This window comes from Natranaerobius trueperi (assembly GCF_002216005.1).
Lineage (GTDB): Bacteria > Bacillota > Natranaerobiia > Natranaerobiales > Natranaerobiaceae > Natranaerobius_A > Natranaerobius_A trueperi.
Window position 1 is genome coordinate 1 of record NZ_NIQC01000030.1, and the last position, 14,943, is coordinate 14,943.

Here is a 14,943-nt window from a genome sequence, read left to right on the forward strand (position 1 = left end):
TAGTCATGGATGCCGTTCACTACAAAGTGAGACAAGATGGACGAATAGTGAATAAAGCAGCATATATGGCTATTGGGATTGATTTAGATGGTATGAAAGATGTCTTAGGTATTTGGATAGGAGAAAATGAAAGTTCTAAGTACTGGTTAAAGATTATTAATGAATTAAAGAACCGAGGAGTAGAAGATATTTTAATTGTATCAATAGATGGGTTGAAAGGTTTTTCAGATGCAATACATGCTAGCTAGATAACCTTGAAGAAAAATGGGGAAGTAAATATAAAATCTCAATTAGATCTTGGAAAGATAATTGGGACAAGCTCTCTGCTATGTTTAAAATCCCGAAGAAGTTAGAAAATTAATTTATACTAATAATTCTATGGAAAGCTAAAACCGTCAATTGAGAAAAGTGACTAAATCAAAGAGCATCTTTCCGACAGATGAATCATTATTAAAAATGCTTTATCTTGCGACTATGGATATCACTAAAAAATGGACTATGAGAACAAAAAATTGGGCTCAGATACTGGGACAACTAAGCATTTATTTCGAAGGACGATATAAGAAAATTTTTCCTCGGGCAGTTTTTCACTAGGAGTTCTTTACTCACTAGTTACTATATAACAACAAAAATGATAAATCGAGGGAGATGATCCCCTTATCTAAGGAACTCCCTCGATTTACCCATGATTTTATCCTGTAATTAAGTTATTCTTATAGGTCATTATCGGAATGTTTACACCAATTACTTGACAGACTCATAAGTTATTCTACTTGTTCAGAACTTTCTTCTTTTAAATCATATACCCAATCTATTTTTGAAGTATCCTCACCTTCTACCTTTGTAGAAGTAAACTCTAATAAGTTTTCATCTTCAACCCATTTAACTTCTTTAAAAGTTATAAGTTCATCTTCATAACCTAGACTTTCTCCATCAATGGTATCTAAATTTTCACCATCTATTATACTATCAATATAAAGAATACTTTCTCCTGATGCACTACCAAGTCTATAGGTAAAGTGATCAAAATCATAGTTCCATTGGATTGGATCTTCTTTTACTGTATGACCCATTTCGATACTTGTAATGATTATTTCAGGGCTTTCTATGGGACTAGGTATCTTTCTAGGTGAGCAATTTGTTTATATTACACCTATAAAATTATATGAGTACATTGGAGCTTTAGTGTTATTTTTTTTAGGATTATTTTTCATTTTTAATGAAGATAAAAACACACAAAACCATACTAAAGAGTTAACTATTTCAACAGGTATTTTATTAGGTGTTACTCTTGCTATTGATTCATTTTTTGTTAGATATTTCTGCCGGTATGATGCAAATGCCTCTAATTATAACTAGCTTTCTAGCGTTCTTAACAAGTTTTCTATTCATAATTGTAGGTTCAAATTTCGGTTATGTATTACAACCAATTTTAAAACGGGCAGATTTAATTGCTGCTTATCTACTTATATTATTAGCTATCAGTTTTACAATAATATAAAAATAGAGAACCCTATAAGTTCTCTATTCATGTCCCCAAACTGTTCCGTCTTCATCTACTTCGTACTTCGTATTAGAAATCATTTCAGTTCTACTGTGTATAAACCAAGTGTTTTCAATATCCATTTCATTATCATCTCGTAGCTGTTTATATCTTTTTGTATGATCATCTGCTTTTATTTTTACTATGTAATATCCAGTTTCAAAATGATCATTAAACCATCCACCTAATGTTTTTTCCAAAGCGTCTTCATACCCTGTTTTATATCCAATTTTTTCTCCTTCTTCTATTCCTTTTTGATATTTATCTTCAAGCTTATCATCTAATTCTTCTTCTGTAAGTTCTACATTTTGACTTGGTTGACAACCAATTATCATGATAGCTAACAAAGATACAAAAAGTAATAAAAAAGACTTTTTTATTGTTTTCACTAATATCTCCCCTCCAATTTAGCTAGTGTTTCTAATTTATTCTACCAAATTTTAATCTTTTTTTATATTGTTAACTTTTGGTTAATAGTAAAAAAAGCTGGCATTATGCCAGCTTTTTTTCTTAACCTCGTAATTCTTCAGCTAATCCTTTTAAGAAATTAACACTTTTTTCATTTCTAGGCTCAATTTCAACTCCTCCAGTAATTCTCGCAACCGGACTAGTATCTTTTTTAACTTCATCGACTTTCATTTCTATTACTGCCATACCATCATTGACATCAGACTTTTCTTTGATAATATCACACTCACCCTTTACACTAAAGGCAATATCATCATCTTCCATAACACTTACGACTACTTTGCCATTTTGTTTGATATTTTTATAAGTTTCATGCATTGATCCGATACTCATCCTAAGTATTTTACTATCTGGTGCATAAAATAGTGCCATAGGTGCAGCGTTTGGATATCCATTTTCTGATACAGTTGCTACAACGGCTGTAACCTCTTTTTCATTAAATAATTTCTTGTGTTCTTCTGTTAATTTGGATCCTAAAATATGTGACATATAAGTATCCCTCCCTAGTTAAAATATTATTTTAGCTCCCTGCAAAACTCAAAAAGTCTGCCATAAGAGGATTTTACAGGGTATTTCAACAGGAACCCCTCCACTTCATATTGAAATATTCATTAGGAATATTTCTTGGGAGGTGATCCTGTGAAAGATCAAATTTCTTTCTTTGATTACTCTGATGAGTTTCAAAAGTTAGATTCTCATTCGAAACTCAAGAAACTTTCTGATTACATAGATTTTGCTGAAATTATTCCTCAGCATGTAAGAGATCGTTATTACAATCAAACAGGACGACCGCCTTACTCTATTGAATCTATGCTTTCTGCTTTAATAATTCAAAAGCTTGTTTCCATACCGAGACCCCTGTTAAAGAGAACAATCCTAAATATTTCTTTTCTCTTAAAAGAAAGGTCGAGAAGGGAACTACTAAAAGACCTGAACATGAATTAATTGCCAAAAATATTAGTAAAATGCCTAAACGTTCTAAAGTTGAGCCCAAGGCTAAACTTTCTTACACCAATGGTCATTTTGCTTACGCTTTTACTGGTGCTGTATTGACAGGTGGGTTTGGTGTTATTAGAGATATTGAACTTTTTGAGGGTCAAAAAGATTCTACTACTTTAAAACCTATAATGAATAGCTTTAAGAAACGTCATGATATTCAAAGAACAATATTTTTACAGCTGATGCCGGCTTTGATAGTACTGAAAATTATCGCTTCTTGATAGAAGAATGTTCTTTAAAGCCAGTAATTTAGTAAAAATCGTAGAAATTCTAAAAAACTAGGTGAAAATTTTAATGAAAATGGTATTCCTGTTTGCCCTAAAGATAGTAGCCTTACTTTCAAATATGATGGTTATTGTAATTCACGCAAAAGAATCAAATGGGTTTGCCCTTTAAATAGAAAGCAAGGGACTAAACGTTATAGTAAATGTTCTAGTCCATGTACTGAGTCAAAGTATGGACGGGTAATTTACACCTATCCTAAAGACAATTATCGTTTTCATACTCCTATTCCAAGAGTTCTAAACTTTGGAAAAGGGTGTACAAGAAAAGGGTAGTGTCAGAACATTATCTCTAGACTTAAATTACCACTTAATCTAAGGCAACTAAACGTTAGAAATTTTCATAGTGTTTTTTCTTAATTTGCGTTATCTGCTATTGCTCAAAATATTGTTGCTTTAATTGCTTGTAGATCTGCATTCTATGAAAAGATCAGATCAATCCGTTGGATTGCTGCTTAAATTATTAACTTGAGGAGTGTTTCATCTTTTACCTTAGACTTTAAAATTCAAAGAGATTTGATTTTTCCCTGGTTATCTTTTTTATTTTTTAAAAACAAATATCTCCCTAGTATTGTAAAAACTAAAAAAGCCCCTAAAATTATATACATGGGTAGTCCACTAACATCCTCATTCACTTCACCATTAGTAGCTAGTACATGATTAATCTCAAAGTTCATAAACGTAAAGATCAAGATTAAATACATCAGCTTATTCACTAGATTAAATTGCACCAAAACACCCCATATCTCAAATCTTAAGATTCTATAATACATTTATTCTATAAACAATTCCATATACCTCCATTTACCTATTTTTGTTACATAACACTTTAAAGAATTACAACTTTAAAAAAAGATACTGCAAAAATTGCAGTATCTTTAAATAATTAATATTTAGCTAAATAATTGTCGATCTCCCATTTATGTACATGTCTCGCATAATCATTCCATTCTTTTCGTTTAGCTTTTATAAATAAATTAAAGACATGCTCACCTAAGGCCTCTTTTACTAAGCTATCTTTTTCCATCTCTTCTATCGCTTCATAGAGATCTCTTGGTAATTTATCTACATGAAGTTTATTACGCTCTTTACTAGACATATCAAAAATATTCTTTTCTATTTCAGAAGGTGGTTTTATTTTATTTTTAACACCTTCTAACCCAGCTTTTAACATTACAGCAAAAACTAAATAAGGATTTGCAATCGGATCTGGATTTCTTAATTCAACTCTAGTACTTTTACCTCTTGAAGCTGGTACTCGAACTAAAGTTGTACGATTTTTAGTTGACCAAGCAACTGTTGTAGGTGCTTCATATCCAGGCAACAGCCTTTTATAACTATTAATAATTGGATTAGAAATTAATGTCATCCCTTTAGCATGATTTAAAAGTCCACCAATATAATAATAGGCTATATCACTTAATTTGTTTTCTTTATTATTAGGATCATAAAATGCATTACTTCCATTTGTATATAGTGATTGATTACAGTGCATTGCATTTCCATTTTCACTAGAAAATGGTTTAGGTAAAAATGTTGCATATAATCCAAAATTATTAGCTACATTCTTAACAATATCTTTAAAAGTCATCCAATTATCTGCAGTTCTTAAAGCTTCATCATACTTAAAATCTATCTCATGTTGACCAGGGGCAACTTCATGATGTGAAGCTTCAATCTTAAAGCCCATTTTTTTCATAGTGAGAATTATGTTTCTTCTAGCATCTTCCCCCATATCATAAGGAGCTAAGTCAAAATACCCAGCTGTATCATGAATATCAAAAACCGGTCGTCCTTTTTCATCAGTATGAAATAAGAAGAATTCACCTTCTGGACCAACATTAAATCTATAACCCATATCTTGACATTCTTTTAAAGCACTTTTTAGAATATTTCTCGGACATCCTTCAAAAGGCGTACCATCAGGATTATAAACATCGCATACAAGACTAGCTACTCCTTTATCCGATGGTCTCCATGGCATAACATTAAAAGTAGAAGTATCTGGTATTAAAACTTGATCAGATTCTTCAACTCTTGCAAAACCATCAATGGATGAACCATCAAACATAAGCTCTCCTGCCATCGCAGAATCTAGCTCATCACTAGTTACTGATACACTTTTCATCGCCCCAAAAACATCTGTAAATTGTAGCCTAATAAATTCAATGTTTAAATCTTGAATTTTCTTTTTCAGGTCTTCTTTTGTAAGTTGACTCATGAATTAAATAACGCCGCCTATTTTTCCATGTTATTTTGGTGGTAAATTTTATCATACAGAACTTTAATGTCAAGTTGTTAGTAAAGGTCTCTCATACGATATAGTTTCTTTTAGAGCATTTACATATGTATTTCAAGATACTACTATACGATTTTCACAATTACACCACCATACATAAATATGGGCCATAGAAAGAGCATCATCTAGTATTTTCCTGAATTTACAAGTGATATTTTAGTCATAAAAGCTCACAATAATATATTGTAATTGATCAGATTACATAATTTCCATTTTTGTAGTATAATATTAATGGTCGATGAATGAACGTAAAAATTTAAAAGTAGGTGATAAGTAATGACAAAGCCTGATCAGCCGATAGTTGCGTTTTTTCTTGTTCCTAAAAGTGAAGTTATTTATGAGCATGAGAACTCAACTATGCGCCAGGCATTAGAAAGAATGGAATATCACCGTTATACAGCAATACCTATTCTTGATAATAACGGTCGATATGTATCAACAATTACAGAAGGTGATTTACTCTGGAAAATTAAAAATGATAACCTTAGTTTTCAAGACACAAATAACATTAACCTATCAGAGGTTCCTAAGAATATGAAGAACTATACAGTTTCAATAAATGTTTCAATAGAAGAGCTAGTTTTACTAGCTGGGGAACAAAATTTTGTTCCAGTAGTTGATGATCAACAGTATTTTATAGGGATCGTCAAACGAGGAGATATTATCCATTATTGTTATGAAGAAATATTTAAAAGTAGAGAAAAACAACCTTCATAAAAAACAGTAAAACCGTGGCGTTTGCCACGGTTTTACTATTCAACATCTTCTAATAAATTAAGCATCTGAGATTTATCTTGTGGACCGATAACACTCATATGAACATTTTTTTCATTATCTACTACAAAAGTCATAGGAAAAGCAGTTACAAAATAATCTTGAGCCATTTTAGCGTCAACATCAAATAGTACCGGAAAGTCATACCCTTCTTGTTCCATAAACGACTTAATTTCATCAGGATCTTCTTGCACATTAACAGTATATATATTCTTATTTGGTTCATTATCTAACCTTTGAAATAACTCTTGTATATCATCCATTTCTTCTAAACAGATTGGACAACTTCTTTGCCAAAACTTAACTATAGCATTTCCTTCAATATCTTCCGGAAACGAGATCTTTTTCCCTGATAATTCTTTTACATCATGGTTAGTTATCTCTACATCTGGGTCTTCATTTTTTATAAAATTTTCTTGAGGTTTTTCATCTATATCTTCACTTTCAATTTCATTAATCTCTATTTTTTCTTGACTATTATCATTTTCTTCTAATAGTTCTACAGGATTACAGCCTGTTACTAATAAACTAGTAAGTAACATTACAAATAAAGTGAAAATTTTCTTTGAAAGCATTATGAACCTCCTTTAATTCACAAGATTAAACAACCACAAACTTATATCAGCAAATTTATCAAATAATATAAGTAAACCAACTAAAATTAAAATACCACCACTTACGAAATTTATTTTAGGTAAGTATTTATTACATCTATTTAGTTTAGGGTAAAGTTGTTTTAAGAAAAAAGCTAAAAGTAAAAAAGGTATTGAAAAACCTAATGAAAAAGTTCCTAATAATCCCATTCCCTGATAAACAGTTTTAGAACTACCAGCTAACATTAAAATGCTGCCTAATATTGCTGTAGCACATGGTGTCCATGCAAACGCAAAAGTGGATCCAAAAAGTGTAGATGAAAAAAATCCAGGTTTTTTAGGAATAAAATTCATTTTATATGTCCTATTTAACATTGGAAGTTTCAAAAATCCACCTAACTGCAAACCGAAAAATATAACTAAGCCTCCAGCAACTACACGAATAATGTCCTGGGTAGCAGGTCTATTCAATAATTGTCCAATAGTAGTAGCTGTTGCCCCTAACAACACAAATATAATTGTAAACCCTAAAACAAAACCTAGTGCATTAATTAATAAACCACTTTGTGGACGATCTTGTTTCATTTCACTAAAAGAAGTTCCAGTAATATACGAAATATAGGCAGGGTATAAGGGCCAAACACAAGGACTAAAGAAAAACAAAAATCCAGCCAAAAAAGCGACTGAAATAGATACAGAATCACCTACCATAATTAACCCACCTCTCATTTTTTGTTTACCCCGCCAGGGTATAAGTATTTTACATTAATTTATTTTAACTGTCAATGTACCATATATACTTGATCCAAACAAGTAAATAATTTTAAAAATAAGTTATGTCCCGACAAAAGACATAAGAAAAGTAGCAGTTTAGAACTGCTACTTTCAGGATTATGACTTATCTTTAAAAAAATCCTTTTGTTAGTACATATAAAGAGTTTTCAATTAGCTCATCATCTGGCTTTTTACCATCTATTAAGATATAATAACAGATCACTTGATGTTCTACACCTCTAAAGATTCGAGTATATAAGGTTGGATCACCAGGCTCAACTTCACCTCGTTCTATACCTTTTTGAAACTCTGCTTTAAATTTATCTACAAAGATTTCTCTGACTTGTAATAACCAATCAAAGAGTGTTTTTTGTGTCACTACATCTGAGCTAACCAAAAACCTAGCAATTTCTTGGTTGGCCCACAAAAACTTAGTTTCTTCTTTTAGTAATAATCTTAATTTATCAATCAAAGGTAGATCTTTATCTAAAACAGAAACCTTTAAATCCTTATATTTTGTAACTCCATCTTTTATCATTTCTACAAATAAATCTTCCTTACTTTTAAAATAAAGATAAACTGATCCTTTAGCTACTTCTGCTTCCTTCGCCACTTCTTCAATTTTAGTATCTTGATAACCTTTGATTCCAAATACTTTAGTGGCAGCCTCAATTATCTGTTGTTTTTTCATGTAACAGCACTCCTTTACCCACTTTGTTCACTAACTGTTTCTGTTTTATTACTAAACTTACTTCCAAACCAATTACCAAAGTCATCTAATATTGTATAGATCACAGGGATCACTATCAAGGTTAATAAAGTAGAAACTGCTAATCCTCCAACAGTTACAGTTGCCATTGGAGCACTAGTTTCAGCTCCTTCACCAATACCTAAGGCAAGGGGTAGCATCCCTAGAATGGTAGTTGAAGTAGTCATTAAGATTGGACGTAATCTTTTCTTACCCGCTTCTAGTACAGCATCATAACGAGAATAGTTACGTTCTCGATATAATAAATTTATATAATCTACCATGACTATTCCATTATTAACTACAATTCCTGCAAGCATAATTACACCAATAAACGCAACAATACTAAAAGTACGGCCACTTATCAACAGCGCTAACACAACACCTATCATTGTTTGTGGTAAGGTAAACATAATAATAAAAGGATACAACAGTGACTCAAATTGTGCAGCCATCACCATATATACTAAGACCACAGCTAAAACAAGGGCCATAGTTAACTCATCAAAAGCTTCCATCATATCTCTATAGATACCCCGATACTCTATAAAATAACCTGATGGTAGATCTTTGTCTTCTAGTTCATCTTGAATATCATTCATAACACTTCCTAAGTCCCTATCTGCTACTTGTCCTGATATGGTCCCTGCCCTTACTTGATTTTCTCTTTTTATATCTCTTGGTGCTTCACCTATTTCTAAATCCGTTATTTCATGTAATGGTACTAACTCTTCTTTTGGTGTTTGAATTAACAATGATTCTAGAGTAGTTAAATCCCAGCCACGGGGATGTTCCATCATAAGTTGTATATCATACTCTTCCCCATCTTCTTCATATAAAGAGACTAACTGTCCGTCTAAAGCAATATTAAGAAATGAACCCACATGATAAGGTGTAAGACCATACGTAAAGGCCTGGTCTCTATTCATTTTAGCACTTAATTGTGGTGCTAGATCATCAAAACTTGTAGATACTTCTCTTGTACCAGGTACTTCATCAACAATATCAGCAAGTTCTGATGTCAGATCTTCTAAAACTTTGGTATCGTCTCCTCGAATAGATATTTGAATATCATCATCAAGCCCCACTGCTCCACCAGACAGATCTTGTTCTACAACTGTAACACTTACACCAGGTACTTGTGGGTGGCCTTTTCTAATTTCTTCAGCCACATCAAAAACTTCTCGTTCCCTATCACCTTCATCTTCTAAAAGTACATCTATTCTTCCAATATTAGATCCGGAATCTGCTAATACTCCACCATCTCCGATATTAGAAAAAACAGTTTCAACTTCTGGTATATCAGTTAACATCTCTTCAAAATCTCTCACCACTTCATCTGTATATGAAGTAGGAGAACCTACCGGCGTCTCTATATTAACCGTTATTTCACCAGTATCCATAGGCGGTAAGAATTCAAAACCCACTAAAGGTACAATAAAAACTGTAGATAGTAACACAGCTATAAATATCATCCCAATAATTTTACGATTTGAAAGCCCCCATTTAATTATTTTTTCATATTGTGAAGTTATAAACTCAATGAAAACATCGAATTTTTTAGGAATCTTACTAGTTCTTTCTGTTACATCTACATCTGGTCCAATAAACTTAACTGTCATTAAAGGAATAACACCTGCTGCCACAATTAATGAAGCTACTAAAGCAAAGGTTACTGTCCAGGCTAAAGGGGCGAATAAAATTGAAGATATCCCTTCTACAAAGACTATTGGTAAAAATGCACTAACACTTGTTATCGTTGCAGCTATTATAGCTCCTGTAACTTCTTTACTACCTAAAACCGCAGAATCTACAGGGGTATACCCCTCTTCTCTTTTTCTAAAGATATTTTCTAGGACAACTATTGCACTATCTACCATCATTCCAATACCTAAGGCAAGCCCACCAAGAGTAATAAAGTTTAATGTATAATCTCGAAAATACAAGAGATTAAATGTACCAATTATAGACACTGGAATAGCTATTCCAATTATTATAGTTGAGCGTAGATTACCTAAAAACAACCATAACATGAACATGGCGATCACAGCACCTGAAAGACCCATATTAATCAAGTTACTGATACTTCTTTCAATAAATTCACTTTGGTCCATAGCTATATCGAATTTAATATTACCTGGTAGTTCTTCTTCTAACTGATCAAACTCTTCTTTTACTTCATTAGCCACTTGTACTGTATTAGCTTCACTTTCTTTTCTTACACCTAGAGAAACAGTAGATTCTTCATTTAGTCTTGTAATTGGTTCTTGTTGTTCTAATACATCGTTAACTTCCGCTACTTCACCTAGCCTTACAGGAGTTTTCCCGTCTTCACCAATTATTAGATCTTCTAATTCCTCTACTGAGTCAAGCTCACCTTCAACTTCAATTAAATACTCTCTTCCCCCGTCTAGTACATCTCCACCAGACATATCAACATTTGAAGCATATATCAACTCACCAAGGTCTTCAATCGAAATTCCATAAGATGATAATTTATATGGATCAACTTTTATTTGTATTTCCCTTTCAACACCACCACTAACGTCTACAAGCGCAACTCCTTCTATACCCTCTATCTGGCTTTGTATCATATCTTCAGCCATCTCAGTCATTTCTTGATCATTTAGATCACCATATATTCCAGCCTGTACAACAGGTAGCATATCAGGATCAAGCTGCATAACAACTGGGTTTCCTACATCATCTGGTAATTGTTCCATAACCATATCAACCATTTCTCTTGCTTCAAGTGAAGCAAAGTCCATGTCTGTTCCCCAGTCAAATCTTGCTATAATTTCACTTTCACCAGGGCGTGAAGTAGACATTATTGTATCAATACCTTCTACGGTCGCAAGAGCTTCTTCCAAATGATTTGTTACCATATTCTCCACTTTTTCGGGCCCAGCCCCTTCGTATTCTGTTCTAATCATAAGAGCTGGAAGGTCAATATCAGGATATAGATCTATTGGCGTCTCTGACACTGATATAAAACCGATTAACAATACTGCAGTAATTATCATGAGAATAGTTATAGGTCTTTTAATCCCAAACTTAGCTACATTCATGATCTATCCCCCATTTCAACTGTCTCCACTTCATCACCCGGATAAACATTATCCATCCCTTCAAATACTACATAATCATCCTTAGAAACTCCTGAAGTAATTTCAATATAACCATCTTCAGAAAGACCAGTAGTAATATCAACAAACTTTATTTGATTATCTTCTACTATATATACACCTTTTGTATCATTATGCTCTATAACTGATTCTCTAGGAACTGATAAAGCATTTTCAGATTTATCGATTGTTAAGTCTATTTGGCTGTACATACCAGCTCTAACTTTTTCTTCTATTTCTGGTTCTAAATCAATTTCAACAGGATACCCCGATCCATCTTCAGGAGGAAGTTGACCTACATGATTAATAATTCCGGTAAAAGATATCTCATTAGCAGAAGGTATTTCAACCTTTGCTTCATCACCTTCAAATACGTAATTTACATAAACTTCAGGAAGTGCTCCTACAACTTGAAAGCTAGTAGTATCTAACATAACAAAAGCAGGCTCAGAAGTTCCAACTAGTTCACCTTCTTCAGCTCCAACCATAGCAATTTCTCCATCAGCTGGAGCTGTTATTTGGGTTCTATCTAACATACGTCGTGCTAAGTCAACTCCAGTTTCAGCTCGTCTAACTTGAGATCTCAAAGCATCTAATTCTTCGTCTCTTGCTCCTTTTTCTACAGTATCTTTATAAGCTTTAGCTGCTTCTAGTTGTTCCTTTGCATTAATATATTGTAGTTCAACCTGCTCTAGTTCTTGCCCTGAAGCATACCCCTGTTCATGTAGGTTCTCTACTCGTTCAAGTTCACGTTCCATCTGTTCTTTAGCTTCACGAGCACGCTCTACACTGGTTTTTGCTTCTATTTTTTCAGCACTTCTTGCACCTTTTTTAGCATCTTCTAACTGTGCTTTAGCACCATCATATGAAGCTATCGCCTCTTCTAATTGTAAATGGTAATCTCCTGCATCTAGCTGCATTAAAAGATCACCTTCATTAACATAATCACCTTCTTCTACATAAATTGTTTCTACTTCACCTGAAAGTTCAGGTACAACAACCCGTTGATCTGTAGGATCGACTTCACCTAAAATCGTAGTTCTTGCTGACATATCTTGTACTTTAGGGGTACTTTTTGCTACTAGAGAAAGATCATCTTCTATAATTACTTCTTCCTCTTTAAACATATCTAAATAAACATAGGTAAAAGCTAATATAGCTATTATTAATAGGGTAATTAACTTTTTATAATGCTTTGTAAATAAAATTTTTGTTTTCTTCTTTTCTTTTGTCATTATTATCCCCTCCCGTCTGTGACCCTAGTAATTAATATCACAGTTAAAATAAAGTTTCATCATTAAATTCATCATCATCTCGTTATGTATATTCATTTCTTTCTAATAAATCATCCTCTAGATCCATTCTACTAAAATATCTTCTGTTAAAAGTCCTTTATCTAGCAGCCTATCTTGTAAGTACAATTGATCGATTTTATTTTTAGTATGATCATACATAAGCTCAGTCTCACGTAACTCAGTCTGGCATTTCAAATAAAAACCATAGTTTAATCATATAAATCGATCTAAATCTTTGAGACCTTCTCCTAATTCTTTAATATTTACCTAAGTATTATTTAGACTATTACTTGTTCTTTTGCTACCATTCCAACTCTAACTGGTCAAGTTGCATTCTTACTTCTCAAAGAGTTCATAACCATATATAGTACTAGAATCAATGACAACGTTTACTGCATACGTAACGGCATTAATTTCATATCTATTACCTCCCCAGAATAATTTCTGTGACTGACCAGACAGTCATTTTTGTTCAAAAAAACAGCCACAGTTTATGTACTCTGTGGCTTGGTGACTGACCAGTCAGTTTGATTTTATAGTATCACAATATTTATGTTTTATCAATGTCTTTTTAATAAGTTTCTAATACTTTCACGTCATAGTTAGCTATTTTTTCACGTCCATTCAAAAATGATAATTCAATCATAAATCCAAATCCAACTACTTTACCACCTAAAGCTTCAACAATGCTTGCAGTAGCTTCTGCAGTACCACCAGTGGCCAATAGATCATCAACAATCAATACTCTTTCTCCGTCATTAATAGCATCTTGATGAATTTCTAAAGTATCTCTAGAATATTCAGTGTCATAATCTTTTGATTCAGTTTTTTCGGGTAATTTCCCTTCTTTTCTAGCTGGTACAAATCCAGCACCAAGCTCTTTTGCTATAGCCGGACCTAATATAAAACCACGTGATTCAATCCCTACAACTATATCTGGTAATTTACTTTCAAAATGACCTGATAAATTAATAATAATTTCAGCTAGTGCTTCAGGATCTTTTAAAGCAGTCGTAATATCTTTAAAAACTACCCCTTGTTTAGGAAAGTCTGGAACGTCTCTAATATATTCTCTAAGATTCAAATTTTCCACCTCCGCAAATTTACTCCTTCATTATTATACATAAATTAATATTACTACACCACTACAAATTATATGAATAATTAAATATCTTTAGTATTTGCTAGTCGTGCTTTTATCCAGCCTAAATAAAAAATTATCGCTACTGAAGCCATCCATGCAGTTAACGTAATAGCTAATTGATCACTCCCATGTCTTACTCCTATACCTATATATGCCCAAACATATACTAAAGCAAAAGCATAATCCTGTTTTAAATAAAATACGTAAAGTGCTACCACACCGCCTAATACAATCATTAATATTGTAAATAATATAGCACCAAAACCACTAGTACCAAGAATTTCAATATCATTTAAAAGTATGTTGAAATTAGCTAATATTGCAACTGTAATCCATCCTAAATATAGGCTAAATGGTAGCTTTACAAAAACCTTATCTAAAATTGTAGCTTTACTTTCTGTTTTTGATATCTTTTGATAGATCAAGATTAATGTGATTAATAAAAAGACAAGAATTATTAATGATAATAAAATCTGTAAATGGTGCCATACAATGAGCCATATTACATTAAAAAGACTAGTAAGAGCAAATAAAATTCCAACTGCTCTAACAAAAGGTTGTTCTCGATACTTCGGTAAAGCTTGATAGATCACAAAACCGATTAATAACAAATAAATCAAACCCCAGATAGAAAATACATACCCTTCTGGCGTAATAAGTACAGGAAATAAATCAGAAATATCTTCTTGTGTTAGATTATTAAATGGTATTGTATTTGAAAGGTAGTTAATTACAAGTACCACAATTAAAGAACCTATATTGATATATGATCGTATCTTACTATCCATAAATTCACCCCATTTTTAAAATTAGTATTTGTATATATATTATATAATAATCTACTAATATCCTGCTAAATAACATTTTTGACAAGTTTTTGACCTACTTTAGCATAATATG

At 32.4% G+C, this 14,943-nt stretch carries 17 protein-coding genes and 1 pseudogene; 5 read left to right on the plus strand and 13 right to left on the minus strand.

What is annotated here, in order from left to right:
* A pseudogene (locus tag CDO51_RS15510) lies at positions 1-594 on the plus strand (transposase); the annotation flags it as partial.
* Between the two features lie 170 nt (positions 595-764).
* Here the strand turns inward: CDO51_RS15510 and CDO51_RS10830 are convergent.
* Positions 765-1,073: a hypothetical protein gene (locus tag CDO51_RS10830; RefSeq protein WP_089024280.1), complete on the minus strand. Its 309-nt coding sequence runs from the start codon at positions 1,071-1,073 to the stop codon at positions 765-767.
* A gap of 13 nt (positions 1,074-1,086) precedes the next feature.
* On the opposite strand from CDO51_RS10830, the gene CDO51_RS10835 reads away from it, so the two are divergent.
* Positions 1,087-1,359, plus strand: a complete 273-nt coding sequence (locus CDO51_RS10835; protein ID WP_158212430.1) for a hypothetical protein — start codon at positions 1,087-1,089, stop codon at positions 1,357-1,359.
* Between the two features lie 165 nt (positions 1,360-1,524).
* Here CDO51_RS10835 and CDO51_RS10840 read toward each other — a convergent pair whose 3' ends face one another.
* Both CDO51_RS10840 and CDO51_RS10845 read right to left on the minus strand, forming a co-directional pair.
* Positions 1,525-1,932: a hypothetical protein gene (locus CDO51_RS10840; protein ID WP_089024282.1), complete on the minus strand. Its 408-nt coding sequence runs from the start codon at positions 1,930-1,932 to the stop codon at positions 1,525-1,527.
* A gap of 121 nt (positions 1,933-2,053) precedes the next feature.
* Entirely contained in the window at positions 2,054-2,500 is a 447-nt protein-coding gene (locus CDO51_RS10845; protein ID WP_089024283.1) for a pyridoxamine 5'-phosphate oxidase family protein, read from the minus strand.
* 150 nt (positions 2,501-2,650) lie between these two features.
* Here CDO51_RS10845 and CDO51_RS14440 point away from each other — a divergent pair, with 150 nt between their 5' ends.
* Positions 2,651-2,956, plus strand: coding sequence for a transposase (locus CDO51_RS14440; RefSeq protein ID WP_205842235.1), 306 nt, complete (start codon positions 2,651-2,653; stop codon positions 2,954-2,956).
* 20 nt (positions 2,957-2,976) lie between these two features.
* Positions 2,977-3,231 (plus strand): hypothetical protein, encoded by a 255-nt coding sequence (locus CDO51_RS14445; protein WP_205842236.1) that lies wholly within the window; start codon positions 2,977-2,979, stop codon positions 3,229-3,231.
* 566 nt (positions 3,232-3,797) lie between these two features.
* On the opposite strand, the gene CDO51_RS10855 is transcribed toward CDO51_RS14445, so the two are convergent.
* On the minus strand, positions 3,798-3,968 hold the full coding sequence (locus CDO51_RS10855) for a hypothetical protein (protein ID WP_158212431.1): 171 nt from the start codon (positions 3,966-3,968) through the stop codon (positions 3,798-3,800).
* A 209-nt stretch (positions 3,969-4,177) separates the two neighbouring features.
* A complete protein-coding gene (gene glnA, locus CDO51_RS10860; protein WP_089024285.1) occupies positions 4,178-5,512 on the minus strand; it encodes a type I glutamate--ammonia ligase in 1,335 nt (444 codons plus the stop codon).
* A 354-nt stretch (positions 5,513-5,866) separates the two neighbouring features.
* Between glnA and CDO51_RS10865 the strand changes: the two genes are divergently transcribed.
* Positions 5,867-6,307 carry a CBS domain-containing protein gene (locus CDO51_RS10865; RefSeq protein WP_089024286.1) on the plus strand — a complete coding sequence of 147 codons (441 nt, stop codon included), beginning with the start codon at positions 5,867-5,869 and terminating at the stop codon, positions 6,305-6,307.
* Between the two features lie 35 nt (positions 6,308-6,342).
* Here CDO51_RS10865 and CDO51_RS10870 read toward each other — a convergent pair whose 3' ends face one another.
* The 8 genes from CDO51_RS10870 to CDO51_RS10900 form a co-directional block, all read right to left on the minus strand.
* A complete protein-coding gene (locus tag CDO51_RS10870; protein WP_089024287.1) occupies positions 6,343-6,939 on the minus strand; it encodes a TlpA family protein disulfide reductase in 597 nt (198 codons plus the stop codon).
* Between the two features lie 12 nt (positions 6,940-6,951).
* Positions 6,952-7,668, minus strand: coding sequence for a cytochrome c biogenesis CcdA family protein (locus CDO51_RS10875; protein WP_158212432.1), 717 nt, complete (start codon positions 7,666-7,668; stop codon positions 6,952-6,954).
* A 193-nt stretch (positions 7,669-7,861) separates the two neighbouring features.
* On the minus strand, positions 7,862-8,422 hold the full coding sequence (locus CDO51_RS10880) for a TetR/AcrR family transcriptional regulator (protein ID WP_089024289.1): 561 nt from the start codon (positions 8,420-8,422) through the stop codon (positions 7,862-7,864).
* A gap of 14 nt (positions 8,423-8,436) precedes the next feature.
* Positions 8,437-11,547 (minus strand): efflux RND transporter permease subunit, encoded by a 3,111-nt coding sequence (locus CDO51_RS10885; protein ID WP_089024290.1) that lies wholly within the window; start codon positions 11,545-11,547, stop codon positions 8,437-8,439.
* The gene (locus CDO51_RS10890) at positions 11,544-12,839 is read right to left on the minus strand and encodes an efflux RND transporter periplasmic adaptor subunit (RefSeq protein ID WP_089024291.1); all 1,296 of its coding nucleotides are present in this window, start codon (positions 12,837-12,839) and stop codon (positions 11,544-11,546) included. Before CDO51_RS10890 ends, CDO51_RS10885 begins: the two co-directional genes overlap by 4 nt.
* A 117-nt stretch (positions 12,840-12,956) precedes the next feature.
* Complete coding sequence (locus tag CDO51_RS13865) at positions 12,957-13,094, minus strand: hypothetical protein (protein WP_158212433.1); 138 nt, start codon at positions 13,092-13,094, stop codon at positions 12,957-12,959.
* Positions 13,095-13,470: 376 nt separating this feature from the next.
* Entirely contained in the window at positions 13,471-13,983 is a 513-nt protein-coding gene (locus CDO51_RS10895; RefSeq protein WP_089024292.1) for an adenine phosphoribosyltransferase, read from the minus strand.
* A gap of 80 nt (positions 13,984-14,063) precedes the next feature.
* Complete coding sequence (locus CDO51_RS10900) at positions 14,064-14,831, minus strand: tryptophan-rich sensory protein (protein ID WP_089024293.1); 768 nt, start codon at positions 14,829-14,831, stop codon at positions 14,064-14,066.
* Positions 14,832-14,943: the final 112 nt, after the last annotated feature.

What these genes read in the sequence shown, in the direction of transcription:
- CDO51_RS10830 (WP_089024280.1), bottom strand. Translation starts at nt 1,073, where the DNA reads ATGGGTCATACAGTAAAAGAAGATCCAATCCAATGGAACTATGATTTT.
- CDO51_RS10835 (WP_158212430.1), top strand. Translation starts at nt 1,087, where the DNA reads ATGATTATTTCAGGGCTTTCTATGGGACTAGGTATCTTTCTAGGTGAG.
- CDO51_RS10845 (WP_089024283.1), bottom strand. Translation starts at nt 2,500, where the DNA reads ATGTCACATATTTTAGGATCCAAATTAACAGAAGAACACAAGAAATTA.
- CDO51_RS14445 (WP_205842236.1), top strand. Translation starts at nt 2,977, where the DNA reads ATGCCTAAACGTTCTAAAGTTGAGCCCAAGGCTAAACTTTCTTACACC.
- CDO51_RS10855 (WP_158212431.1), bottom strand. Translation starts at nt 3,968, where the DNA reads ATGAACTTTGAGATTAATCATGTACTAGCTACTAATGGTGAAGTGAAT.
- glnA (WP_089024285.1), bottom strand. Translation starts at nt 5,512, where the DNA reads ATGAGTCAACTTACAAAAGAAGACCTGAAAAAGAAAATTCAAGATTTA.
- CDO51_RS10865 (WP_089024286.1), top strand. Translation starts at nt 5,867, where the DNA reads ATGACAAAGCCTGATCAGCCGATAGTTGCGTTTTTTCTTGTTCCTAAA.
- CDO51_RS10870 (WP_089024287.1), bottom strand. Translation starts at nt 6,939, where the DNA reads ATGCTTTCAAAGAAAATTTTCACTTTATTTGTAATGTTACTTACTAGT.
- CDO51_RS10875 (WP_158212432.1), bottom strand. Translation starts at nt 7,668, where the DNA reads ATGGTAGGTGATTCTGTATCTATTTCAGTCGCTTTTTTGGCTGGATTT.
- CDO51_RS10880 (WP_089024289.1), bottom strand. Translation starts at nt 8,422, where the DNA reads ATGAAAAAACAACAGATAATTGAGGCTGCCACTAAAGTATTTGGAATC.
- CDO51_RS10885 (WP_089024290.1), bottom strand. Translation starts at nt 11,547, where the DNA reads ATGAATGTAGCTAAGTTTGGGATTAAAAGACCTATAACTATTCTCATG.
- CDO51_RS10890 (WP_089024291.1), bottom strand. Translation starts at nt 12,839, where the DNA reads ATGACAAAAGAAAAGAAGAAAACAAAAATTTTATTTACAAAGCATTAT.
- CDO51_RS10900 (WP_089024293.1), bottom strand. Translation starts at nt 14,831, where the DNA reads ATGGATAGTAAGATACGATCATATATCAATATAGGTTCTTTAATTGTG.